General features: G+C 73.4%; 26 protein-coding genes. 15 read left to right on the top strand and 11 right to left on the bottom strand.

Annotated elements, in window-relative coordinates:
• Nucleotides 1–241 precede the first annotated feature (241 nt).
• The gene (locus tag ACGFYY_RS06130; protein WP_393707338.1) at nt 242–1438 is read right to left on the bottom strand and encodes a DUF418 domain-containing protein; all 1197 of its coding nucleotides are present in this window, start codon (nt 1436–1438) and stop codon (nt 242–244) included.
• Nucleotides 1439–1686: 248 nt separating this feature from the next.
• Between ACGFYY_RS06130 and ACGFYY_RS06125 the strand changes: the two genes are divergently transcribed.
• The 7 genes from ACGFYY_RS06125 (at nt 1687) to ACGFYY_RS06095 (ending at nt 7766) form a co-directional block, all read left to right on the top strand.
• On the top strand, nt 1687–2718 hold the full coding sequence (locus ACGFYY_RS06125; protein ID WP_393707337.1) for an NUDIX domain-containing protein: 1032 nt from the start codon (nt 1687–1689) through the stop codon (nt 2716–2718).
• 404 nt (nt 2719–3122) lie between these two features.
• Nucleotides 3123–3638, top strand: a complete 516-nt coding sequence (locus tag ACGFYY_RS06120) for an SRPBCC family protein (protein ID WP_393707336.1) — start codon at nt 3123–3125, stop codon at nt 3636–3638.
• Between the two features lie 160 nt (nt 3639–3798).
• Nucleotides 3799–4533: an SDR family oxidoreductase gene (locus ACGFYY_RS06115; protein WP_393707335.1), complete on the top strand. Its 735-nt coding sequence runs from the start codon at nt 3799–3801 to the stop codon at nt 4531–4533.
• A 111-nt stretch (nt 4534–4644) separates the two neighbouring features.
• Entirely contained in the window at nt 4645–5184 is a 540-nt protein-coding gene (locus tag ACGFYY_RS06110) for a hypothetical protein (protein WP_393707334.1), read from the top strand.
• A gap of 113 nt (nt 5185–5297) precedes the next feature.
• Nucleotides 5298–5573, top strand: a complete 276-nt coding sequence (locus ACGFYY_RS06105; RefSeq protein ID WP_393707333.1) for a hypothetical protein — start codon at nt 5298–5300, stop codon at nt 5571–5573.
• Between the two features lie 61 nt (nt 5574–5634).
• Nucleotides 5635–6549, top strand: coding sequence for a hypothetical protein (locus ACGFYY_RS06100; protein WP_393707332.1), 915 nt, complete (start codon nt 5635–5637; stop codon nt 6547–6549).
• A 269-nt stretch (nt 6550–6818) separates the two neighbouring features.
• On the top strand, nt 6819–7766 hold the full coding sequence (locus tag ACGFYY_RS06095; RefSeq protein WP_393707331.1) for a class I SAM-dependent methyltransferase: 948 nt from the start codon (nt 6819–6821) through the stop codon (nt 7764–7766).
• Nucleotides 7767–7841: 75 nt separating this feature from the next.
• Here the strand turns inward: ACGFYY_RS06095 and ACGFYY_RS06090 are convergent, their stop codons facing one another.
• Together ACGFYY_RS06090 and ACGFYY_RS06085 are read right to left on the bottom strand one after the other, a co-directional pair.
• The gene (locus tag ACGFYY_RS06090) at nt 7842–9320 is read right to left on the bottom strand and encodes a DEAD/DEAH box helicase (protein ID WP_393707330.1); all 1479 of its coding nucleotides are present in this window, start codon (nt 9318–9320) and stop codon (nt 7842–7844) included.
• A gap of 74 nt (nt 9321–9394) precedes the next feature.
• Nucleotides 9395–9889 carry a MarR family transcriptional regulator gene (locus ACGFYY_RS06085; RefSeq protein WP_365280955.1) on the bottom strand — a complete coding sequence of 165 codons (495 nt, stop codon included), beginning with the start codon at nt 9887–9889 and terminating at the stop codon, nt 9395–9397.
• Between the two features lie 106 nt (nt 9890–9995).
• Between ACGFYY_RS06085 and ACGFYY_RS06080 the strand changes: the two genes are divergently transcribed.
• Both ACGFYY_RS06080 and ACGFYY_RS06075 read left to right on the top strand, forming a co-directional pair.
• On the top strand, nt 9996–10364 hold the full coding sequence (locus tag ACGFYY_RS06080) for an HGxxPAAW family protein (protein ID WP_393707329.1): 369 nt from the start codon (nt 9996–9998) through the stop codon (nt 10362–10364).
• A 183-nt stretch (nt 10365–10547) separates the two neighbouring features.
• Nucleotides 10548–10754, top strand: a complete 207-nt coding sequence (locus ACGFYY_RS06075; RefSeq protein WP_030758508.1) for a cold-shock protein — start codon at nt 10548–10550, stop codon at nt 10752–10754.
• A 78-nt stretch (nt 10755–10832) separates the two neighbouring features.
• Here the strand turns inward: ACGFYY_RS06075 and ACGFYY_RS06070 are convergent, their stop codons facing one another.
• Entirely contained in the window at nt 10833–11480 is a 648-nt protein-coding gene (locus tag ACGFYY_RS06070) for a TetR/AcrR family transcriptional regulator (RefSeq protein WP_393707328.1), read from the bottom strand.
• Nucleotides 11477–11830: a DUF1304 domain-containing protein gene (locus ACGFYY_RS06065; RefSeq protein WP_393707327.1), complete on the bottom strand. Its 354-nt coding sequence runs from the start codon at nt 11828–11830 to the stop codon at nt 11477–11479. The genes ACGFYY_RS06070 and ACGFYY_RS06065 overlap by 4 nt, the downstream gene beginning before the upstream one ends.
• A gap of 85 nt (nt 11831–11915) precedes the next feature.
• On the opposite strand from ACGFYY_RS06065, the gene ACGFYY_RS06060 reads away from it, so the two are divergent.
• A complete protein-coding gene (locus ACGFYY_RS06060) occupies nt 11916–12935 on the top strand; it encodes a BtrH N-terminal domain-containing protein (RefSeq protein WP_393707326.1) in 1020 nt (339 codons plus the stop codon).
• Between the two features lie 12 nt (nt 12936–12947).
• Here the strand turns inward: ACGFYY_RS06060 and ACGFYY_RS06055 are convergent, their stop codons facing one another.
• Nucleotides 12948–13286, bottom strand: a complete 339-nt coding sequence (locus tag ACGFYY_RS06055; RefSeq protein WP_365275649.1) for a thioredoxin family protein — start codon at nt 13284–13286, stop codon at nt 12948–12950.
• Between the two features lie 118 nt (nt 13287–13404).
• Here ACGFYY_RS06055 and ACGFYY_RS06050 point away from each other — a divergent pair, with 118 nt between their 5' ends.
• Nucleotides 13405–13674, top strand: a complete 270-nt coding sequence (locus ACGFYY_RS06050) for a hypothetical protein (protein ID WP_365275646.1) — start codon at nt 13405–13407, stop codon at nt 13672–13674.
• A gap of 67 nt (nt 13675–13741) precedes the next feature.
• On the opposite strand, the gene ACGFYY_RS06045 is transcribed toward ACGFYY_RS06050, so the two are convergent.
• A complete protein-coding gene (locus ACGFYY_RS06045) occupies nt 13742–14107 on the bottom strand; it encodes a hypothetical protein (RefSeq protein ID WP_393707325.1) in 366 nt (121 codons plus the stop codon).
• Nucleotides 14108–14328: 221 nt separating this feature from the next.
• On the opposite strand from ACGFYY_RS06045, the gene ACGFYY_RS06040 reads away from it, so the two are divergent.
• Together ACGFYY_RS06040 and ACGFYY_RS06035 are read left to right on the top strand one after the other, a co-directional pair.
• Nucleotides 14329–14688, top strand: coding sequence for a YciI family protein (locus tag ACGFYY_RS06040; protein ID WP_030722852.1), 360 nt, complete (start codon nt 14329–14331; stop codon nt 14686–14688).
• Nucleotides 14689–14755: 67 nt separating this feature from the next.
• Nucleotides 14756–15976, top strand: coding sequence for an RNA polymerase sigma factor (locus tag ACGFYY_RS06035; protein WP_393707628.1), 1221 nt, complete (start codon nt 14756–14758; stop codon nt 15974–15976).
• Nucleotides 15977–16094: 118 nt separating this feature from the next.
• On the opposite strand, the gene ACGFYY_RS06030 is transcribed toward ACGFYY_RS06035, so the two are convergent.
• The 3 genes from ACGFYY_RS06030 to ACGFYY_RS06020 form a co-directional block, all read right to left on the bottom strand.
• Nucleotides 16095–17573 (bottom strand): condensation domain-containing protein, encoded by a 1479-nt coding sequence (locus tag ACGFYY_RS06030; RefSeq protein WP_393707324.1) that lies wholly within the window; start codon nt 17571–17573, stop codon nt 16095–16097.
• Between the two features lie 115 nt (nt 17574–17688).
• Nucleotides 17689–19998 (bottom strand): FtsX-like permease family protein, encoded by a 2310-nt coding sequence (locus ACGFYY_RS06025; protein ID WP_393707323.1) that lies wholly within the window; start codon nt 19996–19998, stop codon nt 17689–17691.
• Nucleotides 19995–20711 carry an ABC transporter ATP-binding protein gene (locus ACGFYY_RS06020; RefSeq protein WP_328863613.1) on the bottom strand — a complete coding sequence of 239 codons (717 nt, stop codon included), beginning with the start codon at nt 20709–20711 and terminating at the stop codon, nt 19995–19997. The genes ACGFYY_RS06025 and ACGFYY_RS06020 overlap by 4 nt, the downstream gene beginning before the upstream one ends.
• 134 nt (nt 20712–20845) lie before the next feature.
• Here ACGFYY_RS06020 and ACGFYY_RS06015 point away from each other — a divergent pair, with 134 nt between their 5' ends.
• A complete protein-coding gene (locus ACGFYY_RS06015; RefSeq protein ID WP_393707322.1) occupies nt 20846–21697 on the top strand; it encodes a sensor histidine kinase in 852 nt (283 codons plus the stop codon).
• Nucleotides 21694–22440 (top strand): response regulator, encoded by a 747-nt coding sequence (locus tag ACGFYY_RS06010; protein WP_393707321.1) that lies wholly within the window; start codon nt 21694–21696, stop codon nt 22438–22440. The genes ACGFYY_RS06015 and ACGFYY_RS06010 overlap by 4 nt, the downstream gene beginning before the upstream one ends.
• Before the next feature lie 16 nt (nt 22441–22456).
• Here the strand turns inward: ACGFYY_RS06010 and ACGFYY_RS06005 are convergent, their stop codons facing one another.
• Nucleotides 22457–23590, bottom strand: a complete 1134-nt coding sequence (locus tag ACGFYY_RS06005) for a hypothetical protein (protein ID WP_393707320.1) — start codon at nt 23588–23590, stop codon at nt 22457–22459.
• Nucleotides 23591–23707 lie beyond the last annotated feature (117 nt).

Genomic DNA, 23707 nt, shown 5'->3' with positions numbered 1-23707 from the left:
GCAGGGAGCGGGCCCAACGGCAGGGCGACGGGTGCCGGTTGCCGGGCCTGCGTACCATCCGCCGCGGACGCCGCCCGCAGCGCGTCCGACGGGGCGTCGGGACGTACCGTCACACACCCGGTGGCCAACACGAGCGCGGCAAGGGTCAGGGGCAGGGCGCGGCGCAGCTGCATCCACCCACCCTGCCGTACCGGCACCGCGCGAGCCGAACCCCGTCACACAAACGGGTGATGGTGCGCGTTCAGGCCGCGCCGCGCCCCCGCGTGGCCAGCCGCAGCACGTGTTCCACCGGGCCGCGGCGCAGCGGGCTGTCGGCCCAGATCCGCTGCCAGGCCCAGGTCAGGACCAGGGCCGAGGCGCTGAAGGCCAGCCAGGCCGACCAGGACGCGGCGCCGTGCGCCGGACCGGCCAGCACCAGCGCGTGGACGACGTACGCGCTCAGCGCCATCGCCCCGAGCAGGGTGAGCGGCCGCAGCAGGCGCACGCCCACCCCGTGCCGCGCGGCGAGCGCGCACAGGCCGATGAGGGCGCAGCCCACACCCGCGTTGCCCAGCGTCTCCAGCGGGGTCTGGCTGTAGGGGTCGGCCACCAGCAGCCAGTCCCAGGAGGTGCTGGGCACGGCGCCGTACTGGCCGCTCAGGACCTCCCGCACCGGGTCGGCGGCGGAGACGGCCTCCGGGTGGTGGACGGCGATCACCTCCAACAGCCGCTGCCGGGCGCCGAACACATGGCTCGCGAGCCAGGCCGAGCCGTACCCGGCGACGGCGGCCACCGTGCCCCACACCGCCATCCGCCGGGCCACCGACCGCACCCGCACGTCGCACGACTTGGCGAGGGCCATCCCGACCAGCACGTAAGGGAAGTAGGTGGCCAGCGGATACGCCCCGGTGAGCACCAGCTCCAACAACACGCGGCCCAGCCCGGACCAACTGGCGAGGTCGCCGGCCTCGGGGACCAGGCCGCGCCCGGACACCTCGTAGCCGAACACCGGGCCCAGCAGGAACGACGACAGCGGGCCGACCACCACCGACGCGCCCGCCACGGTGGTGAGCACCGGGGTGGACAGTCGGGTGAAGGGCTCCGCCGCCAGGAAGTACACGGCGAAGAAGGCCAGGATGACCAGGATCCCGGGCCACAACGACGCCAGAATGACGCCGAGCACGGCCAGCAGCGCGCAGCGGATCAGCAGGGGACGCCAACGGTGGGCCCAGCCCGCCGGGCGCTGCGCCGGGTCCGACCCGCGTTGGGCGAGGACCAGGGAGAAGCCGGCGAGCAGGGTGAAGAGGGCCGGGGCGCGCCCGTCGGCCGCGACGAGGAGATGACCGGCGCCCTCCGGTTCCGGGCTGGGGCCGACGTGCACGGCGAACATGCCGAGGACGGCCAGGCCGCGTACGGCGTCGACCCCGGCCAGCCGGCCCGTGGGAGAGGCGCGTCGCATGTGAGAGGTCTCTCCTGGGTCCGTGCGGTGCGCGCGTGCCGAGCGTGCGTGCGAAGTGGTCGGACCGACGGTTTTCACACCGCCAGTCCGCATCCGGAACGTACCAGGAGATGCATAACCAAGTAATAAGGAGGTATAGGGGCGGCAAAGAGACGGGGAGTCGAGGAGGGCGGACCGGTCGCCGTAACCCGGCGGCCGTGCCCCCTGTTGCACAGGTCGGCGGGTCCACCCACGGTGAACGGAGTCCGATGCCGCAGCTGACCGACCAGGGCGCGATCGACGACGAGGACGATCGGGAGCGGACGGGGACCTGGATGACCCCGGCGGAGTACGGGGCCTCGCGGGCCGCCGTCTGGACCGCCGCCGTCGTCCTCGTCACCGATACCCGCGGCCGGATCCTCGTCCAGAGCGTCGACTACCGCGCCGACCGGCTGCTCCCCGGCGGGGCGGTGGACGCCGGCGAGGCGCCGTCCGCGGCGGCCGCCCGCGAACTGCGCGAGGAGCTCGGCGTCGACGGCCGCTACCCGCGCGGCCTCGCCGTGGACTGGATCCCGGCCGACACCCCCGGCTTCCCGCCCGAGATGCGCTTCCCCGGCGAGATCCTGCACGTCTACGACGGCGGCACCTGGACCCCCGACCGGATCGAGGCCGTCCGCCTCCCCGCCCAGGAGATCACCGGCATCCACTTCGCCGAACCGGCCGACCTGCCCGCCCTGATGGACCCCGGCGACGCCCGCCGCGCCCTGTCCGCCCTCCGCGCCCGCGTCAACGGCTCCGGCACCGCCCTGCTGGAGGACGGCCGCCCCACCGCGCCGACCGCCCTCGACCGGCTCGGGGTCCTGCGCACCCGGCGGATCCCGCAGCACGGTGCCTGGCACCCCGGCCCGGTCCCGGAGGGGGTACCCGTACAGGACGTGTCGGCCTGGCTGTTCGCGCCCGACGGCCGGGTCCTGCTGCTGATCTCCCGGGCCACCGGCGCCGCCCACCTCCCGCCCCCGACGGCCGGCTCCACGCAGGACGCCGTCCCGCTCGGCTACCGGCAGGGCGAGCCGGGCGTCCACGCCCGGGGCGCGGCCCGCCTCACCGGCCTCCCGCCGGGCGCGGATCCGGCGTACGCCCGTCTGCTGGCCACGCCCGAACAGGTCCGCGAACTGAGCGACTGGGGGCGGGCGGGCGACGACGAGCTCGCGGCGGTGCACACCGCCCGCACCCGCCTCGGCCTCCCCGCCCCCACCCGTACCCCGCCCACCGAACTCCCCGAGGAGGGCACCCGGCGGTGAGGTGTCGGTGGCGCCGCCTACCGTCGAGGACAGGGGATTCACCGGGGATTCACCAGCGCCTGGTCGATCAGCTGCCACGAGGACGCCGTCATCCCGGACCTCGCACCGCGGACGGCGGCGGCCGTCGAGGCCGACGCCACCTGTCCGCGGACCCGCCGGCGTCGGGCCGCGTGGCAGCGTGACCCGGTCCCCGACCACCGCACCCGGTGGACCGGCACGAGCGGGCTCTCGGACTCGGCCCGCGGGAGCCGGCCTCGGGCTGTGCGGGCTCGCCTTCCCCGTGAACCGACGGCGGTCCCGGCGGCCCACCGACCGGGGTGCGAGCGGCCTCCGACACCGCCCGCGACCACCGCCATGATCGGGAAATCCGGCGTCCGCGGTCCGCGGTCCCGCAGCATGGGGCCATGAGCGACAGCGCGATCACCTACACCCTGTACATCCAGGCCGATCCCGCCAGGGTCTGGCAGGCCCTCACCGAGCCCGCCTTCACCCGCCGGTACTGGGGCCTGAGCTTCGAGACCGACTGGGCGGTGGGCTCGCCGATGGACTGGGTCGAGCGAGGCGCCCGTACCAGCGACCCCGAACAGGTGGTCCTCGACTGCGTTCCGGACCGCCTGCTCTCCTACACCTGGCACACCTTCACCCCGCAGTGGGCGGCCTCTGCCGGGATCGGCGAGGAACTGCGGGCCGAACTGGCGAAGGAGCGCCGTACGAAGGTGACGTACGAGATCGAGCCCGTCGGTGACACCCTCGCCCGGCTGACCATCCTGCACGAGGACTTCGAACCCGGCGGCACCCTGATCGGCATGTGCGGCCGGGCCTGGCCCATGCTCGCGTCCAGCCTCAAGACGCTGCTGGAGACCGGGGCTCCGCTGCCGGAGGCGGACCAGGAGGCCGAGCACGGGACCGGCGAGGCCTGAGGGGTGGCGCGGAGGGCCGGTACACGTCCGCGCCGTGCCCCCGGGCGCCGCGAACGGCCCGGCCCTCCGCGGTCCCCCGGCCTGCCCCGGCCCGCACGGCCCGACACCGCACACGCCTGAGAACATATGTGCAGACCACGAATCAGGAGTGAGCGCAGACATGGCTCTGGAACACCACCGCGTCGTCATCACCGCCGCCGGTCGCGACTTCGGGCGCACCCTCGCCCTCCGATTCGCGAGCGGGGGCGCCGAGGTCCACCTCTCCGCCCGCACCCTCGAAGCCGCCGAACGCGTCCGCGACGAGATCCGCGCCCAGGGCCACGACGCGGATCGCGTCCACGCCTACCGCTGCGACCTCGCCGACCCCGCCTCCGTACGGGAGTTCGCCGCCGCGGTCGCCGCCCGCGCCGAGCACGTGGACGTGCTCGTCAACAACGGCTCCCGCTACCAGCACGGCGCGGACCTGCTGTCCGCCTCCGACGAGGACGTGATCGACACCCTGGCCTCCGGTGCCACCGGTACGGTCCTGGCCACCAAGGCCTTCCTCCCGCTGCTCCTGAAGTCGACCGTGCCGGACATCGTCACCATGATCTCCGGCTGCGGGGAGACCGGTCACCACCGGTCGGACGCCCACGCCGCCTTCTACGCCGGCAAGAGCGCCCAGGCCGGATTCACCGAGATCCTCTCCCGCAGGCTGCGCGACCAGGGCGTCCGCGTCATCTCCCTCTACCCGCCGGACTTCGACAACCACGACCCGCTCTCGGAGTCCTGGGAGGGCGCGCCGCGCACCGCGAAGGACCCGCTCACCGCCCAGTCGCTCGTGGACTGCGTCTTCTTCGCGATCGGTCAGCCCCGCGACTGTTTCATCAAGTCCTTCCACTTCGAGCAGGTCTGACGGCCACCGGACGGCCACGGACGGAGATCGATGCCTGCCCCGCACTGCGGAACGGCCCCTGACGGCACCCTGACCGCCGGCCGCCGACGGAGATCGTGTGGAATGGGTGCCATGGCGCGAGGAAACGACCAGCAGCGACCCGCCACGGGCATACCGGCGCAGGGCCCGATGAACGGCCCCGACCCCGACGAGCCCCCCGAGCACTGGCGCTACGCCCGCCACCTGGAGTCCCTGGCCGCGGCGCCGGGCCCGGGCGCGGGCGTGCGGGGCGAGGCGGAGGTGGTGGCCGCCGTGCTGCGCGATCCCGACGGGGTGATGGCCGAGAGCGCGGTGGTCACCCACCTCGACCGGCGAGCCGTACAACTGCTGGCCGAGGACGAGTTCCCCGCCTGGGCCCTGGCCATGGCCGCCGCCCTCGCCGGCCGGGCCTTCCCCGAGCGCCGGCTGCGGGAGTGGAGCCTGCTCAAGGCCGTCACCCGCGGCGAGGCCTGGTCCGCCGAGGAGCTCACCGCCGCCTCCGACTGGTGCCAGCGCACCGCCGTCCGCCTGCTCACCTCGTACGATGCCCTGACCCTGTTGGCCGCCGACGCCCGCACCCGCCGCGTCCGCAACGCGGCCGCCGAACGCCTGCGGCGCGGCACCGCGGTCTGAACGGCGACTCCGGGGTCCGGTGCTCGGTCCGACGGCCGACGGCCGGGGGCGATGTCGGTGGGGTGTGGTCGGATGGCCGTTACTGCTCAGACCGTCCGGGGGAGGCCCTACCCATGTCCGTGTACCCGTCGTTGACCCATGCCCTCGCGGAGGCCCTGGTCGATGTCCTCCGGTTCGTCGACGGCAGCGAGGACGAACAGATGGATCAGGACGACGCCGTCCGCATGATGGAGTGGGTGTGCCACGTACTGAGCCGGTTGTCGGACGATCAGCGTGGCGAATTCCTCGACCTGCTCGGGAAGATGGCCGAGGAGGAGAGCGATCCCGCGCGCCGCGCGTTCCTGTGGGAGTTGCCCGAAGGCTTCGCCCTGGTCGAGGAGCCGGTCTGACCTGAACGGTGCGCCGGAAATTGCGTGTTCGCCCCGGCGGTCGCGGACGTAGCCTCGACGCGTGCTCCAACTCGTCCTCGCCGCCTCCACGTTCACCGTCGCCGCCGCCGTGTACGCGGTCATCGGCCTCCGGTGGTGGCGTCGGGCGCGGCTGCGGCGCACCGTCCTCGGGCTGGTCGCCGGCCTGGACCTGGAGCCGTACCACGCCGCCGCGTTGAGTTTCGAAGAGTCCGAGGCGGCGGCCGCCGAGCTGCTGCTCGGCGGATACCTCGACATCGACGCGGAAGGGGCGGCGCGGCTCACCGAGGAGGGCCGCGACCCCGGCCGGCCGCCGCCCGCCCACCCGTTGCCCGCCGCTCTGCTGGACGCCGTACGTCGGTACGATCCCGAGCCCGTGTCGATCGGCCGCGTCGTCCGGTACGACACCGAGTACCTGACGTGGCACTGGGCGTACGCACGGGAACGGGAGGCGTCGTTGCCCCACGTCCCCCGGATCCCGCGCACCCCGACGCACGACCGGGGGTGGCTCCTGGACTGCTGCGGCTGCGTGGCCGTGGTCCTGCTGCTGAGCTTCTGGTGCGTGGCGGGCGTGCTGCTGGTTCTGGCGCCCCCGCACGGGCTCCGGGAGTGGGTCGCCTCCGCGGTGGCCGCGGCGGGCCTCGCGGCACTCGGCCTCGCCGAAGGCGCCGACCGGGCGGTCCGCGCGCGTACGGCGTGCGAGGACCCGTTGGGGGACCATGCCCGTAGGCGGTCCCATCCCGCGCTCGCGGCGCTGGACGAGCAGCGGCGGCTCGACGTCCGCCGGAGCGCCGACGACGACCGGAGGTGGCGCGGTGTCGTGTCCGCGGACGACGAGCCGGACGACGACGAGCCGACGGACGAGGACGACGACTGGTGGGACGCCTACCACTACCGGGCCGCCGACGAGGACGACGAGGGCGAGACGGACCGGTCGGACGGGAAACCCCGCGGCTGATCACGGCACGACCGGGATCACGGAGCTCACCCGTCCGCGGCGCCGCGCACCGCGGTTGCCGGCGGCCGAGGCCCCGCCGCCCGGACCCGGTGCGTCCGTATCGCGCCGTCGGCCCCGGACCGGATCACTCCGCTCCGGACCGGTGGGGCAGGAATCACAGGATGATCGCGTTTACATCTCGTCACACGTCCATCCAGGGCATAAAGTGCCGTTACCCGGCCGGGTATCCGCGTGAAGACCGATGCCACTTCGCTGGAGGATGACTCTCCGTGTCGCACGTTTCTCAAGCTTCCGTCACGACCCCCGACGGTGAGCCGGCTCCGCTCGTACCCACCACGTACGACGAGGTCAAAGGCTGGTTCTCGGCGTACGACCAGGCGCTCTTCGACTGGTTCCTGACGCGTCAGAACAGCGACGAGGGGCAGCCGGGCGACCTGCTGGAGCTCGGCGCCTTCATGGGGAAGAGTGCGATCTTTCTCGGTCGGTACCTCCGGCCCGGCGAGAAGTTCACCGTCTGCGACCTCTTCGACTCGCCCGCGACGGACGACTTCAACATCGCGGAGAACCGCCAGTCCTACCCCACGCTCACGCGGCGGGGCTTCGAGACGAACTACCTGGCCTTCCACGAGGCGCTGCCGACGCTGATCCAGGCCCCCACCTCGGTCGTCGCCGACGAGGTCAAGCCGGCGAGCTGCCGCTTCGTGCACATCGACGCCTCGCACCTCTACGAGCACGTCGCCACGGACATCGCGTCCTCGCGGATCGTCACGACCCCGGACGCCGTGGTGGCCTTCGACGACTACCGCTCCGAGCACACCCCCGGCGTCGCGGCCGCCGTGTGGGGCGCGGTGGCCACGGGCGAACTGCACCCCATCTGCATCTCGGGCTCGAAGCTCTACGCGACCTGGGGCGACCCGAAGCCCCACCGGACGGCGCTGCTCGCCTGGCTGGAGGAGCGCACCGACCTCTGGCACGGCGTGGAGATGGTCGACGGCCACCCCCTGGTACGCATCGCGGACCAAGGGGTGATCGCGCCGGAGTCCCCGCAGCCGCTGCATCCCGCGCCGCCGGCGGAACCGGCGCCGGTCGCGACTCCCGCCGCACGCAAGCCGGCCGCGCGCAAGCCCGGCGTCCGCTGGCGCAAGCTGGCCAAGGACCTCCTCCCGCCCGTGGTCACCCGCGCGATCGTGGCGCGCAACCGCCGCCGCAGGGGCTGACGCCGAAGGCCGTCAGCGCACCCCGGACCGGATCCGGTCCGGGGGCGCGCGGCGTACGCGGTCGGTCCTCGAGGGTCAGACGCCCCGGCGCACCCGGGCCGCACGGCGGGCCTCGGCCTGCTGACGGGCCTCGATCGTCTTGCGGGACTCCTTGCCCCGGCCCGGGCGGGTACCCATGCCGCGGAACGCGAGCTCCGAGCCCGAGGGCTTGCCCTTGGCGTCGGTCGGTGCCGAGCCCGCCAGCGGGACCCCGGAGGGGGCCTTGGCGCCGGTGATGCGGGTCAGTGCCGCCTCGCCGGACCGTACCTGCGTGATCGTCGGCCGGATCCGGGCGTCCGCGAGCAGGCGGACCATGTCCCGACGCTGGTTCGGGGTGACGAGGGTGACGACCCGGCCGGACTCGCCGGCCCGGGCGGTGCGGCCACCCCGGTGCAGGTAGTCCTTGTGGTCGGCGGGCGGGTCCACGTTGACCACGAGGTCGAGGTCGTCGATGTGGATGCCGCGCGCCGCGACGTTCGTCGCGACCAGGACGGTGACGGCCCCGGTCTTGAACTGAGCCAGGGTCCGGGTGCGCTGCGGCTGAGACTTGCCGCTGTGCAGGCCCTCCGCCCGTACGCCCATGGCCCGCAGGTGCTTCACGAACTGGTCGACCCCGTGCTTGGTGTCGAGGAACATCAGCACCCGGTTGTCCCGGGCCGCGATCTCGGTCGCCGCCGAGACCTTGTCGGCCGCGTGGATGTGCAGCACGTGGTGGTCCATCGTGGACACCGCGCCCGCCTGCGGGTCCACGGAGTGCGAGACCGGGTCCTTGAGGTACGTGCGGACGAGCTGGTCGACATTGCGGTCCAGGGTCGCCGAGAACAGCATCCGCTGTCCCGCGTGGTGCACCTGGTCCAGAATCTCGGTGACCTGCGGCATGAAGCCCATGTCGCACATCTGGTCGGCCTCGTCGAGCACGGTGATCTTCACGCGCTCGAGGTGTACGTCCCGCCGCCCCACCAGGTCGCTCAGCCGCCCGGGGGTGGCCACCACGACCTCGGCACCGGTACGCAGGGAGCTCACCTGGCGGCCGATGGACAGCCCGCCGACGACGGTGGCCATCCGTAGCCTCAGGGCCGCGGCGTACGGTTCCAGCGCCTCGGTCACCTGCTGCGCCAGTTCGCGCGTCGGTACGAGGACCAGCGCCAGCGGGCGCTTCGGGTCCGCCTTCTGCCCCGCCGTACGGGCCAGCAGTGCCAGGCCGAAGGCGAGGGTCTTGCCCGAGCCGGTGCGGCCGCGGCCGAGGACGTCCCGGCCGGCCAGCGCGTTCGGGAGCGTCGCGGCCTGGATCGGGAACGGCTCCGTCACGGCCAGCGAGGCCATGGTCTCCATCAGCTCACGGGGCAGGTCGAGCTCCGCGAAGGACTTCACCGGCGCGAGCGCGGGTTCCTTCGGCGCGTGCATCGTGAACTCACCCTGCGGGCCGAGGGCGCGGGCGGCCTTGGCGGGAGTGCGGGCACCGGCCTTGGCACCGCCCTTCACACCGAAGCGCCCATGAGCTGACGGGTTCCTCATGCAGGACCTTTCGAAGCAGAAAGAAGGAGGGAAGAAGGAAGGAGATGGTCAACCGCCCATGGTACCAGCGGGCCCTAAACCTCCCCGGCGGTCAGTTCCCCCGAACGCACCTGCGCGCAGTGCGCGCGGATCTCGACCGCGGCGCGGCCGAACCAGTCGGCGATCACGGCGATCTCGTCGGGGGTGTAGTCGGCGAAGAGGACGGCCAGTCGGTCGTACATCGGCTGGTACACGGCGATGACCCGCGCGGCGGCCGTGGGGTCGGCCACCACCCGCACCCGGCGCCGGTCGGCCGGGTCGGGGACCCGTCGCGCGTAGCCGGCGCGTTCGAGGCGGTTGAGCACCCCGGTGACGGCGCCGGTGGTCAGGTCCAGGAGTCCGGCGAGGTCACCGGCGGCGAGCGGGGTCTCCCCGGCACCCAGGATGTGTCCCAGGCAGGTCAGGTCGGTGACGTTGAGCCCGAGCAGCTGCGCGACCTCCTGCTGGCCGACGATGCCGAGGGCGACGTACTGGTCCATGCGCGAAATCGCCTCGCCGGCCGTGGCCGGGGGGCGGGTCTTGCCCTGCACCCAAATACTCCTTAGCATCTAAGTTACTTAGTGAGTGAGATGCTTACCTTGCGAAATAAGCTTCCCGCCCTCGAGCGTACTGCTGTCGGTCCGACCAGGGAGAACCATGAGCGCGCACGGCCACGTAGACCTCGGCCACACGGTGGCCGGCTGGACGGGAACCGGCCTGGCCCTGCTGGGCTTCGCGGGAGCGGGCGCCGCCGTGTGCGCGGCCTGGGTCCCCGGGATCTGGCTCGGCCTCGGCGTCGTCGCCGTGGCCGGGATCGTCACCTGGCTGCTGCACCTCGCCGGGTGGGGCAAGCCGAGCGGACCTCGACCGGAGGCCGACTGGGACTGGCGTACCCGGGACACCGGCGCCCACGCGGGGCACGCCGACTGCCTGGGCTGCCGCTTCGGCGGTCCGCGGCGGGCGCTCGCGGCGGCCCCTCGACCCCGATCCGTCGCGTCGTTGCCCGCCGCCGACGGTGGTGCGTGAATCCCCACGGGGCGCTTCGGATCACGTTTCGGTCCCTCTTTCGACGGACGAGGCGGCCAGAAGTTCGAATGTGCGCTCTTGCCCCGGTCGGCCGCGTTCAGCGTGTGCTCCGGGGGGCCGTTGGGCAGGATCGAGACGGCCGCGTGTGCGGCCCGCAGTGGAACGTTGTGAAGGATCAGCCAGATGGCAACAGGCATCGTGAAGTGGTTCAACTCGGAGAAGGGGTTCGGCTTCATCCAGCAGGACGACGGCGGCCCCGACGTGTTCGTGCACTTCTCCGCGATCGAGACCACCGGGTTCAAGTCGCTGGAGGAGAACGCCCGCGTCGAGTACGACGTCTCCCAGGGCCCTAAGGGTCCGCAGGCTGAGCGGGTGGTTCCGCTCAGGTAGTCCACTTCACGAGCTCGGCCCGTGACGCGAGGCCCCGCCGGTCCACCCGGCGGGGCCTCGTGCGTTCCGGGTGGTCCGCTACCGGGCCCGGGTCGGATGCCCTCCGCCGCCGCCCGGCCCGATCGCGCGGTGGAGGGCCATCAGCAGCCGCCACAGGTGGTCCGCCAGGGCCTCGGGATCCGCCCGGATGTCCTCGTGCAGCCAGTCCGCGAGGACGCCGGTGAACGCGGCCGCGACCGCCGACCCGACCAGCTCGGGGTGCGGGGCGCCCACCGCCGCCCGTTCCGCCACGGCCCGGGCGCGCAGTTCCCGGTGGAGGCGCCTGCCGAGCGGGCCGTCGCCGCCCGGGAGGAGCAGGGTCCGGTAGAGCGGCGCCCGGTCCGCCGCCTGCGCCAGGAAGGCGGCCAGTGCGGCGGGGGGTCGGGTCGGGGGGAGTGGTGACGGGCCGGTCTGCCAGGCGTGCAGGGCGTCGACCGCCGCGTGCACCACATCCGCGCAGGCGTCCACGGCCAGCGCCGTGAGGTCCTCGTAGTGCAGGTAGAAGGTGGCGCGGCCGACACCGGCCCGGCGGACCACGGCCGAGACGCTGACCTCGGCGAGCGGCCGGTCGGCGCACTCGGCCAGCAGGCTCGTCCGCAGCCGCCCCTTCGTCCGGGCCGTACGGGGGTCCTCCGCGCGAAGGCCCTCCGGACGCGGCTCTTCCCTACGCGGGGCCTCCGGGCTCATGCGGCCAGCAGCGCCGCGCCGAGCGCGAGGGCGCCGGGCAGGGCCTGTGCCACCAGGATCCGGCGGTTGGCGGTCGCCGCCCCGTAGATCCCGGCGACGACGACGCAGGCGAGGAAGAAGATCTGGGTGGCGAGCGAGTCGATCACGAGCGACCAGACCAGGCCGGCGGCGAGGAAGCCGTTGTAGAGGCCCTGGTTCGCGGCGAGCGGCGCGGTGAGGCGGGCGGTGTCCGCGTCGAAGCCCGACAGGGCCCGCCCCGGGGGCCGTTGCCACAGGAACATCTCCAGAACCATGAAGTACACGTGCAGCGCGGCCACGAGGCCGATCAGGATCTGAGCGACCGCGTGCATGGCCGCCTCCACTTCTACCGGTCGATATTTCCTGGACAACTGTACAGGAAATCCGGCTGCCGGACCTCGGGGCTACGCTGGCCCGATGACCGAGCAGGCACCCCTGCCGAAGCCCACCGGACTCCTCTACGAGGACTTCGGCACCGGGCGGCATCGAGAGAGCTCCCTGGTCCGGCACGCCCTCGGCAGCGTGCACGAGGAGGAACTGGTCGCGGGCCTCGCGGGCGGGATCGGCTTCATGTACTTCGTCTTCGAGTACGCCGGGCACCCACCCCTGCTGACGATCGTGGCGCAGGCCCACCCCGACCCCTGGGTGGAAGCCGCCCTCGGCCGGCTCGGCGTCCCCTACGAGGTCACCCACAGCTCCCGGCCCCGCTGGGACCGCGTGCGCGCCGCCCTCGACGCCGGCCGTCCGGTGTTCTGCGCCGTGGACCGGTCCCGGCTCCCCTGGCACGGTGGGATCCCGGACGAGATGGCCGCGGCCGATCCGTACACCGTGGTCCTCGCCGGATACGAGGGAGACATCCTCTGCGTGGAGGACGGGGCGCCGACCCCGTACCGGATCGCGGAGCGGGAGTTCGGCGAGGCCTGGAGCGGCCATCGCAAGGGCCGTCACCGGATGCTCGTACCCACCGGCCCCGCCGCCGGCGCCCCTGACATCGACGGGGCCGTGGCCGCCACGGCCGCCCGCCTCACCGGGCCCGTGCTGGGCAACCGGTTCGACGTCAACTTCGGCTTCTCGGGCATGGAGAAGCTCGCCGCCCAGCTGCGCGACGTCCGTACCAGGACCGGTTGGGAACGCCGCTTCGGCTCCCCGGAGGCGTTCCTCGCGGGGACCCGGCGGCTGTACGCGTGCCTGGAGGAGGAATGGACCGCGCCCGGCGCCACACGCCCGCTCTACGCGGACTTCCTCGACCTCGCGGGACGGTCGGAGGCGGCCGCCCTGTTCCGCGACTCGGCGGGCAACTGGTCCAGGCTCGCGGAACTGGCACGCGAGGCCGCCCCCGACACGGACGCCCCCGGTCGGCGCGCCCTCTTCGACGAGTTCGCCGCCCTGGTGGACGGCTCCCGCGCCCTGGAACGCCGGGCCGTGACCCTGCTCTGAACCCGGGGACGCTCAGAGGTGGGCGTCCAGGAACGCGCGGAACTCCTCACGCGTCATCGGTCCCGCGTGGCTCGCGACCGTCTCGCCGTCCTTGATGAGCACGGCGGTCGGCGCGCCCGTCACCCCGTAACGCCTGGTCGGCTCCGGGCAGCGGGTCATATCGGTGCGGACGGCGGTGAACCGCGTGCCGTACTCCTCGATCAGCTCCCCGACGACCGCGTCCATCGCGCGGCACGCCTCGACGGCCTTGGGCCAGGTGCCGCAGAAGTACGCGAGAACCGGTCCGGTCGTCATCGAGAGGATGAAGTCGAACTCCCGGTTCTCCAGTGGCTGGTGCACCCGACGTGCCATACGTGTCGCTCCTCGCTCGTGCGCCTCCCCGGATCGGGAGGGCGGCCCCCATCATCGCCGCCGCGCCGACCCGCGGCCGCCGGGTCCGTTGTCAGTGGTGGCTGTGAAGCTGATCGGTATGGACGACAGGATGTTGCGGCGCCGGGTCTACGGCGCCGACCACGAGGACCCCGACCCCGGACCGCGCCCCGGACGCACCTACGGCGAGCTGGTCGGCGGGCCGCTCGACGGGCTCCTCCTGGACGTCACCGGCTGGAGCGCGCCCCAGCTGATGGAGGAGGCGAGGCTCCCGACGGAGATAGGCCGCTACGGAGCGGGCGGCCGCGCCCACTACCTCCGCCGCGCGGGGGACCCGGGGCACTGGGACTGGACGGGGGACAGCCGCTGACCACCGCGGCTCGGTGACGGCTGCGGCGACCGGTTCGAAGGCCCGTTCCGAGACCGGATCCGCGGCCTCAGGCGTTTCGGCTCACCTTGCGGGCCCAGAGCACCAGCGGTACCTGCAGCGGCAGCCGGCCGAGCGTCACGGCCCGGGTGCGGGGGGAGCCGTGGCGCGCGTCGACGGCCATCTTCACGTTCGCCGGGAACACGCCGACGAAGAAGGCGGCCGTGGCCAGCGCGGCCACCCGGCGGGTGCGCGGATGGGCGACGCCGGCCGCGAGGGCCAGTTCGGCCGCCCCGCTGGCGTACGTCCACCCGCGCGGGCTGCCCGGCAGTGAACGGGGCACGGTCGCGTCGAACTTCTTCGGCGCGACCGCGTGGGCGACCGCTGCCGTGGCCAGGAGGCCGGCCAACAGGAAGGGGGAGGAGGCGCGAGGCATCGGGGAGGTCCTCTCGAAGGGGTCCTAGGAGTCCGGTCCCGCGATCCTACTCGCGAGTAGTCAGGCCTGGTGGACCGATCGAACCCCGGACGGGGCACCGCGGTGGCCGCCCCGGAAAAAACTTCGAAGAATTTCCCGGAGGCTGTCGATCCGGGCGTCTCCCGTTCGACGCAGGGGTGAGAGGCGGGGAGAGTCCCCGCCCTCCCGACCGAGGAGTCACCATGCCGCGCTTCCTGACGATGATCCGCATCAACGAGCAGGACCTGCCCGCCGACACCGCTTTCCCGCCCGAGTTCGAGCAGCGCATGGGCGCTCTCCTGGAGGAGATCACCAAGGCGGGTGTCATGCTCGACACCGCCGGACTGCTCCCCACCTCCGAGGCCACCCGCCTCAGCTGGTCCGGCGGGAAGATCAGCTACACCGACGGCCCGTTCACCGAGACCAAGGAGGTCGTCGGCGGCTACTCCCTCAGCCAGTGCAAGGACAAGGCCGAGGCCATCGAGTGGACCCGGCGCTTCCTCGAGATCCACCCGGTGGAATGGAAGATCAGCGCCGAGGTCCGGGAGATCCAGGAGATGTGATCCCGCGCGTCCGCGCCGCGTTTGCCCTGCCTCGTCACGGCTGCTCTGATGGGTGGCCGTGACGGCAGTGAGTGCGGCCCAAGCGGTCGAAGCGGTGTTCAGGATCGAGTCCGCGCGGATCATCGCCTCGGTCGCCCGCGTCGTACGGGACGTGGGCATCGCCGAGGAGATCGCCCAGGACGCCCTCGTCGCGGCCCTGGAGCAGTGGCCGAAGGAGGGCGTTCCGGACCGGCCCGGCGCCTGGCTCATGACCACCGCCAAGCACCGCGCCATCGACCTCGTCCGGCGCAAGGAGATCTACGCGCGCAAGCTCGCGGAGGTCGGCCGGAGCCTGGCGGACGTGCCACCGCCCGCCGAGCCGGCCGATCCCGAGGACATCGACGACGACCTGCTGCGCCTGATCTTCACCTCCTGCCACCCCGTCCTCGCCACCGAGGCCCGGATCGCGCTCACCCTGCGCCTGATGGGGGGCCTCACCACGCAGGAGATCGCCCGCGCCTTCCTCACCTCCGAGGCCACCGTCGCCCAACGCATCGTCCGGGCGAAGCGGGCCCTGGCCAAGGCGGGGGTGCCCTTCGAGGTTCCGTACGGCGCCGACCGCGACGCACGGCTCTCCTCGGTCCTGGAGGTCATCTACCTCGTCTTCAACGAGGGGTACTCGGCCACCGCCGGCGACGACCTCGTCCGGCCCGCCCTGTGCGAGGACGCCCTGCGTCTGGCCCGCGTACTGGCCGCGCTGATGCCCGAGGAGCCCGAGGCGCACGGCCTGGCCGCACTGCTGGAGTTCCAGGCCTCCCGGATCACCACCCGCACCGGCCCCGACGGGGAGCCCGTGCTGCTCGCCGACCAGAACCGGTCCCGGTGGAACCGCATGCTCATCCACCGGGGCGCCCGGGCGCTGGGCCGGGCGGGGAACGGCCCGTACTCCGTCCAGGCCGCGATCGCCGGCTGCCACGCGGCGGCCGTCCGCTACGAGGACACCGACTGGCCACGGATCGCCGCACTGTACGGGCGGCTCGTCCAGCTGATCCCGTCCCCGGTGGTGGAACTCAACCGGGCGGTGGCCGTCTCGATGGCCGACGGCCCGGCCGCGGCCCTGCCGCTGGTCGATGCCCTGGCCGAGGAACCGGCCCTGCACGCCTACCACTTGCTGCCGAGCGTACGAGGAGACCTGCTGGAGCGGCTGGGCCGGAACGAGGAGGCCCGAGCGGAGTTCGAGCGGGCGGCCTCGCTCACGCGCAACGCCCAGGAACGCACCCTGTTGCTGGGCCGCGCGTCCCGCCTCTGACCCGGGGGCGGGGGTGGGGCCGGGCGGCCCCACCCGATCTCGCCGCCGTCGCCGACCTGCCGCGGAGCTGTGCGCGACCTGCCCGGATCGCTCCCCGACCCGACCCGGACGGCGCCGCTCAGCCCCGGCGGGCGAACGCGGCCACGTCCAGCGGGGTCCGTACCGGCCGCCGCGGCGCGGTCAGCGCGATGGGTCGGCGGAATCCGCCGGACCGGGCGATCTCCTGCACGGTGAGGCGCAGCGCCTCCTGGAAGTCGCCCATGGTCCGGCGGGCCGCCGGGGTGTCGACGTAGAGGGAGTTCATGTGCAGCCCCTCCGTGTCCCGCTGGAACCACGAGCAGGCCCCGTTGGCGCGCGCCGACCACACATGGGTGGTGGGCCGCCAGTCGTCGTGACGCTCGGCCCCGGGGCACTTGCGCATGTCGATGTACGAGAAGAAGTTCACCGGGTACGGCCAGGACCGGGCGGCGAACTCCTCCGGCGCCAGCAGCTCCCACGCCCGCACGAACGGCACGTCGAGGTGGCGCATCATCTCGCCGAATCCGGCCCGTACCGAGGCCATGACCTGGGCGAAGTCCCGGCCCGGCGAGGCGTCGAACTCGATGGGCAGGGTGTTGACGAACCAGCCCACCGAATGCGCCCAGGTGTCCCGACCGCGCTCACTGACCGGCATCAGGCCACGGTAGACGCCCGGGCCGCCGGCCTCGCGCAGACAGACGGCGACCGACGCGAGCACCCCCATGAACGGCTTCCCGTCGACCGCCAGACACGTCTTCTCGAACACCTCGGCCTCGGCGGCGTCCAGGAGGGTGGACGCCTCGTTGACGATCGGGTACATCCGGCCCGGCTCGACCCCCAGATCGAGGGGGAACCGCGGGAAGAACTCGCCGGCCTCCCCCATGAACGCCTTCCAGTGGTCAAGGCGTTCGTCACGGGCGTCGATGGACAGGTAGCGCCGGCGCTGCTCCTCGGCGAAGTCGAGATAGCTGGGGGCGGGCGGCAGTTCGACGCTCTCGCCGCGGCACAGCGCCTCGTAGCCGATCGACACCTCGCGGGCCACGATCGGCATCGACATGCCGTCGCAGACGATGTGGTCGAAGGCGAGATAGACCGTCGCGGACTCCTCGCGCTCCACCGCGCCCATGACGAACAGCGGCCAGGAGAGCGTGTCGATGCTCCGCTTGAACCGCTCGACGAGGAACTCGCGCAGCAGGTCGGAGGTCTCGAAGACGCCCACCTGTTGGGGTTCGAGGGCCAGCGCGGCGGGGTCGAAGGGCTCACAGGCCACCTCGCCCGCCAGGCGGCGGAACGCACAGCGCAGGACCTCGTGCCGCTGCACGAAGGAGAGCAGGGACTGCGCCAGTGCCTGCTCGTCCAGCGGGCCGGTCACTTCGAAGGTCACCGCGACCCAGGACGCGACCGGGTCGTCGGCGGCCCTGCTCTCCTCGGCGACGGTGAAGTGCTTGTCCTGGTTGAAGGACGCCTTCCGGCCCACCGGGTCACCCGTGTCGGAGGCCTCCGCCGCCGTGGACCTGAGCCGCCACTCGACCACCCGGCCGGGTGCCATGTGGTGCATCTCCAGAGGAAACTGCCGCATTCCGTCATCCCTTCGCCCCCGAGTCAACCCCCAGGCCCTAACGACCCCCGGCCCGGGGAAGTGACGAATTCACTCGGGCCGGTCCGGGGGCGGGGCGTCTGTTCGGTGTGGGCGGCTACTCGGTGTGCAGGGCCGAGGCGATCGTCATCCTGGCCGCCGACCGGGCCGGGACCAGCGCGCCGAGCACCGCGATCACGACCCCTGCCAGCAGCAGGCCGGCCACGAGCGGGGCGTCCCAGACGTCCTTCATCGACTCCGGGAAGGTGACCACCCCGACGTTGTCGACGACGAGCCGGTGCGCGATCAGCCCGAGCGGGACGCCGAGCAGCCCGCCGACCGCGCCCACGCCCGCGACCGAGGTCAGGGTCATCGCCACCACCTGCCGCGGGGTCATCCCGATCGACTTGAGCATGCCGAGGTCCCGGCGGCGCTCCCGGACGCCGAGGAGAACGGTGTTGAAGACGCCGAGCGCCGCCACGATGCTCAGCAGGACGGTGAACACCGACGAGAACGCGACGACGGTGACGGTCCCGGCGTTCCGGCCGTCCAGCACGGCCACGCGCAGGTTCGGGTCGATCGCCTCGGCCGCCTCCACGTACGCCCGTACGTCCGCGCCGGCCGCGAGGCGCACCTCGTACTCGGCGGCTCCGGCCTCCGGTGACAGCTGGAGGAAGGTCTGCCAGGTGGCGTCCAAGGCCCGCGCGTCGCCCTCCACGAGCTCACCCACGACGGTCGCGGCCACCTGTCTCCCGTTCAGCGCCAGGGTGACGCGGTCGCCGACCTCGAGCCCGTGCTGGTTCAGGAAGGCCGGCCCGGCCGTGATCTCACCGGCCGCCCGTGCCTCCCGGCCCCGGGCGATCCGGCCCGCGGCCGCGGCGTCCTCCCCGCGGTAGAAATTGGCGAAGACCGGCCGGCTCTGCCCGATCAGGTTCACCTGCGCCAGCCCGCGGGCCCGTACCCCGGTCGCGCCGGGCAGGGACCGCAGCCGTTCCTCGGTCGGGCCGTCACCGAGCACGGGAGCGGGCCGGCCGTTGCCCGGTCCGCCCGCCTCCACATGGATCCGGGCTCCGTCGCCGCCCCGACCGGCCTCGCCGAACGCGAGCATCGTGCTGGTCAGCCCGGTCGCCAGGGTCACCGTCGTGACCCCGAGGACGATGGCCGCCATGGTCAGCAGGGTGCGGCCGGGCCGGGCGAAGGGTTGGCCCAGGCCCATGCTGACCGCCCGCGGCAGCCGGCTGGCGCCGAGCACGCGCTGGACGCGCAGCCCGCGCCCGGTCCGGGGAGCGCCGCCCGCGCTGATCGCCCGGGCCGCCGGAAGCCGGTGCGCCCGCAGCGCGGGGATCAGGGTGGTGAGAAGGACGAGGGCCGGCATCCCCAGCAGGCAGACGGCGGGCACCCACACACCGACGTCGCCGACGGCGGCCCGGCCCGTCTCGATGCCGGAGAAGGCGACCTCGAGGACCGGCTCCACCAGTGCGCTGCCGAGCAGGGTGCCGAGGGCTGCGCCCACGACCGCGGGCACGGCCGTCATCGTCAGGTACACGGCGACGACCTGGTTCGGGGTGAACCCCAGTGCCTTGAGCACGCCGATGTGCCGGTACCCGGACACCACCGCCCCGCTGACCACGTTCCCGACGATCAGCGCGGACACCAGGAGGCCGAGGACACCGAACAGCGTCATGAAAGGGAGGTAGGCATCGGCCAGGGCCGAGAAGGCCTGTCGCAGGCCGAGGTGGGTCTGCGCGCTGACCAGTGCCCCCTCGGGCAGCCCGGCGGTCGCCCCGGCCAGCGCGGAGGCCAGCTGGGCGTCCGTCGAGGAGTCCGTGAAGCGGTACAGCATCTGCGCGGCCGACGGACGCATGGTGGCCATCTGCTCGGGCGAGACCCAGGCACCCGCCGACTTGCTCATCGCGGCCGCGAACCCGACGACCGTCAGCGGCGCGGATCCCGGCACCTCCAGCGTGGTTCCCAGCATCCGGGGTCCCGGTGAGCCCTCCGAGGGCCAGCCGACGACGATCTCGCCGGGCGCGGTCGCCCAGTGGCCCTCCAGCAGCTCGATCCGGTCCACCGGGCCCCCGGGGTCGGCCCGGCCCACCACCGTGAGGGAGCCGCCCGGCGTCCACAGCCAGCCCGGGGGAACGTCCAGGACGCCCTGCCCGAACGGCCCCGCCGCGGCCTCCACCCCTGGCTGCCGCGCGGTCCGCGCGAGCTGCTCCGGCGAGGCCTTCGCGGTGTCGAAGGTCGCCACGGTGTGCGGGCCGCGCTGGGCGGCGTACGCCTTGTCGAAGGGGCTGGTCGCGGCGTCGAGCAGCCCCAGCGCCAGGAGGACGGTCGTGGTCGAGCAGAGCACGACGAGTCCGATCACGAACGTCTGGAGCCTGCGGCGTCGCACCGCCGCGCGCGAGGCCCGCCACACGGCGCTCACGCGGTCGCCTCCAGCGCGCTCTGCCGGGCGACCCGGCCGTCGGCGACCTCGACCAGACGGCTCGCGCACCGGGTGGCCAACTGCGGGTCGTGCGTGACGATCAGCAGGGTCTGGCCGATCTGGTTGAGGTCGATCAGCAGGTCCATCACCTGTTCGCCCGCACGGCTGTCGAGGGCGCCGGTCGGCTCGTCCGCCAGGAGCAGTGCCGGACGGTTCATCAGGGCGCGCGCCACGGCGACCCGTTGCCGCTCACCGCCGCTGAGGGTCGCCGGATAGTTGTTGCGGCGGTCGGCCACCCCGAGCTCGTCGAGGAGCTCCAGGGCCCGACGGCGTGCCTGTCGGGCCGGTGCGCCCGTCAGTTGGGCGGCCAGCGCCACGTTGTCCAGGACCGGTAGGTCGTCGATCAGGTTGAAGAACTGGAAGATCATGCCGACGTGCCGGCGCCGGAAGAGCGCAAGCCCGGTCTCGTTCAGCCCACCCAGGTTCTGGCCCTGCACCTCGACGGTGCCCGAGGTCGGCCGGTCCAGTCCGGCCACCATGTTGAGCAGCGTGGACTTGCCGCAGCCGGACGGTCCCATCACGGCCACCGCGTCCCCGGCCCGGATCTCCAGCGACAGACCGTCCAAGGCCTTCGCGTCGCCGTACTCCTTGTGCACGTCGTCCAGCCGGACGACGACCTGCCGCGCGGTGTCGGTGTCATGATCAGTTGTCATGGACCGAACCTAAGGCGGAGCCCACGGGCCCGGCGTCGGCCCCCGGATGTAATCGTCGCGGCAGGTCATCCTGGGGATGTACGCCGGCCGTCCGGCACAATGGCGAACAAGCGCATGGGGCGGGGGAGTTCGAGTTGGCACTGATCATCGCGGTGGTCGCGGCCTGCGGGTCCGCGGCCGTGGCCGGAGCGCTCGCCGTGGCCCTGCTACGCGCCCGGCGCGGACACCGGGTGGCGCTGGAGGAACGCGGCTGGCTGTTGGAGCGGGAGCGCGAGGGCGCGGCCCGCAGCGCCGTCGAAGCCGAACGGGCCAGGATCGCGGCGGAGCTCCACGACATCGTCAGCCACAATGTGAGCCTGATGGTGGTCCAGGCCGGGGCCGCCCGCGAGGTGCTCACCACTCTGCCCGAGGAGGCCGCGGCGGCGTTGGGCGCCGTGGAGCGGGCCGGGCGGAACACGATGACCGAACTGCGGCACCTGCTGGGCGTGCTCGCCCCCGCCCAGGACGGCGGGGACGAACCGTACGGAGCTTCGGACGCCGCCCGGTTGGCGCCGCAGCCGAGCCTCGCCCGGCTCGGCGCGCTGATCGACCGGTTCGCCTTCGCCGGGCTCCCGGTGGAGGTACGGATCTCGGGGGAGCCGCGCCCGCTCCCGGCCGGGATCGACGTCACGGCGTACCGGATCATCCAGGAGGCGCTCACGAACGCGCTCAAACACGGGGACGGAGGAAGGACCGAGGTGACGGTGCGGTACCAGGAGCACGCGCTGCGGGTGGAGGTGCTGGGCGGCGGACCCAGCGTGTTGACGGGGCCCGCACCCGCGCCGGCGCCCGCCGGGGGCCCGGACCGGCCGAAGCCGGAGGGCACCGGCCGCGGACTGATCGGCCTGCGCGAGCGCGTCGCCGTCTACGGCGGCGACCTCGACGCCCGACGCCGCCTCGGCGGCGGCTACCGGGTGCGGGCCCGTCTCCCGTTGGAGCGGCCGTGACCACGCCGGACGCTGCCCCGCCCGTCGCGCCCGCGCCCCGCGTGGTGATCGCCGACGACCAGGACCTGGTCCGCACCGGCTTCCGGCTGATCCTGACGGCCCGCGGCATCGAGGTGGTCGGCGTGGCCGCCGACGGCGTGGAAGCCGTCGCCGCGGTGCGCCGGCTGCGCCCCGACGTCGTCCTCCTGGACATCCGGATGCCGAACATGGACGGCCTGGAGGCCGCCCGGCGCATCCTGGCCGAATCCCCGTACTGCCGGGTGATCATGCTGACCACCTTCGACCTCGACCAGTACGTGTACGCCGCCCTCGCCGCCGGGGCCAGCGGCTTCCTGCTCAAGGACGTCACCCCCGAACATCTCGCCGCCGCCGTCCGCCTGGTGAGCACGGGCGACGCGCTGCTCGCGCCCTCGATCACCCGCCGCCTGGTGGAGCGCTGCGGACCGGGCGCGGCCGCCGCGGACCCGATCGCGGCGGACGCCGTCCACCTGGAGCTGGCCGCGCTCACCCCGCGCGAGCGCGAGGTGCTGACCCTGATGGGGCACGGGCTCTCCAACGCCGAGCTGGCCCGCGAGTTCACCCTGAGCGAGGCCACGGTGAAGACCCATGTGGCCCGCATCTTCGCGAAGTTGTCGCTGCGCGACCGGGCCCAGGCCGTGGTCCTCGCCTACGAGACGGGACTGGTGACCCCCGGCTCGGTCGCCGCCTCAGGCGGGGGACACCCTCCGGCACCTGCGGGGTGACGCGGCCGGCGGACCGTCAGGGCACCAGCTCCACCATCACGGCGCGGGGCAGCGAGGGGTTGCCCGCCGCCTCCTTCGCCACCCGTCGGTCCTCGTCGGCGAGCAGCCCCGTGATGACCTCGGGCGGCAGCGCCGGGTGGGCGGCGGCCGGCGGTCGGGCCGTCCGGTCCGCCAGGCAGGGGAGCAAGGCCGGGCCGGTCGCACGGGGGTGCTCGGCGACCTCCTTGAGCGCGTTGCGCACGCCCGGCCGGTGCCGGGTCACGAACTCCAGCAGGCTCCCCGAGGCGTCCGGGTTGGCGGCCACCCGGGAGAGGACCTGTACGCCGTGCCGCGCGACCATGGCGCGCAGCAGCTCCTCGGACAGCCCGGGGTGCGGGGCGACGGCCCGGACCACCGAAGCGTCCGTGTCCACCGCCAACGCGTCACGCAGCTCCGCGGGCAGGTCGCGCCGCTGCGCCACGAGCATCCGTACGGCCGTGTGGGGGGAGCCGGCCAGCTCGGCGAGTTCGGCGGGTGTGGCGGCGGAGATCCGTGGCAGCGGATTCCATGCCGCCCGGTCGTCGACGACGAGCTCCGCCAGCAGGTCGAGCGGCACGTGCGGATGCTCCGCGACGGCGCGCCGTACCTGGATCTCCGGATCGGCGGCCAGGACGTGGATCAGCGCCGGGCCGATCCCGGGGTTGCGGGCGTACGCGGCCCGGACCCGGTCGTTCGGGTCGTCGGCCAGTCGGGCGTAGAGCGCCTGGGGTAGATCGGTGCGCTCGGACAGCGCCCATCGCAGCGGAAGTTCGGGGTCCTCGGCCAGAGCGAGGACGGCTTCGAGCGGGGTGGTGGGATTGAACGCCACCGCGATGCGGACCCGGGGGTCCGGGTGGCGAGCGAGGCGGGCGGTGACGGGTGACTCCGTCCAGCGGGCCACTTCCTCCACCACCTCCACATCCGGGTCGGCTGCGAGCAGGTCCACGACGTCGGGCGGCAGGCCGGGGCAGGAAGCCAGCTTCCAGCGGATCTCGGCGTCGGGGTGCGCCGCGAGGAAGCGGGGCCATTCGGGGAGCCCGCGGCCCTCGTCGATCAGGGCGATGGCCGCGTACGGCCAGGACATGACGTCCACGTCGGCGGCGGTGAGCGTCCCGCGGTAGGCGAGGGGCACGGCGGTGCTCCTCGCGTACGCGGCTAGGTCGTCTCTTTCGGATCTTGTCGGATGAGCCCGGGTCGTCCGGTGCGGTGCCTCGCAAGGCGGAGGGGCGCCCGTGTACCGGACGTACTC

The sequence above is a fragment of the Streptomyces sp. NPDC048331 genome, assembly GCF_043201215.1.
Taxonomy (GTDB): domain Bacteria; phylum Actinomycetota; class Actinomycetes; order Streptomycetales; family Streptomycetaceae; genus Streptomyces.
Note: the sequence above shows the minus strand (reverse complement) of the source record. Positions and strands in the feature narration are given on the sequence as shown.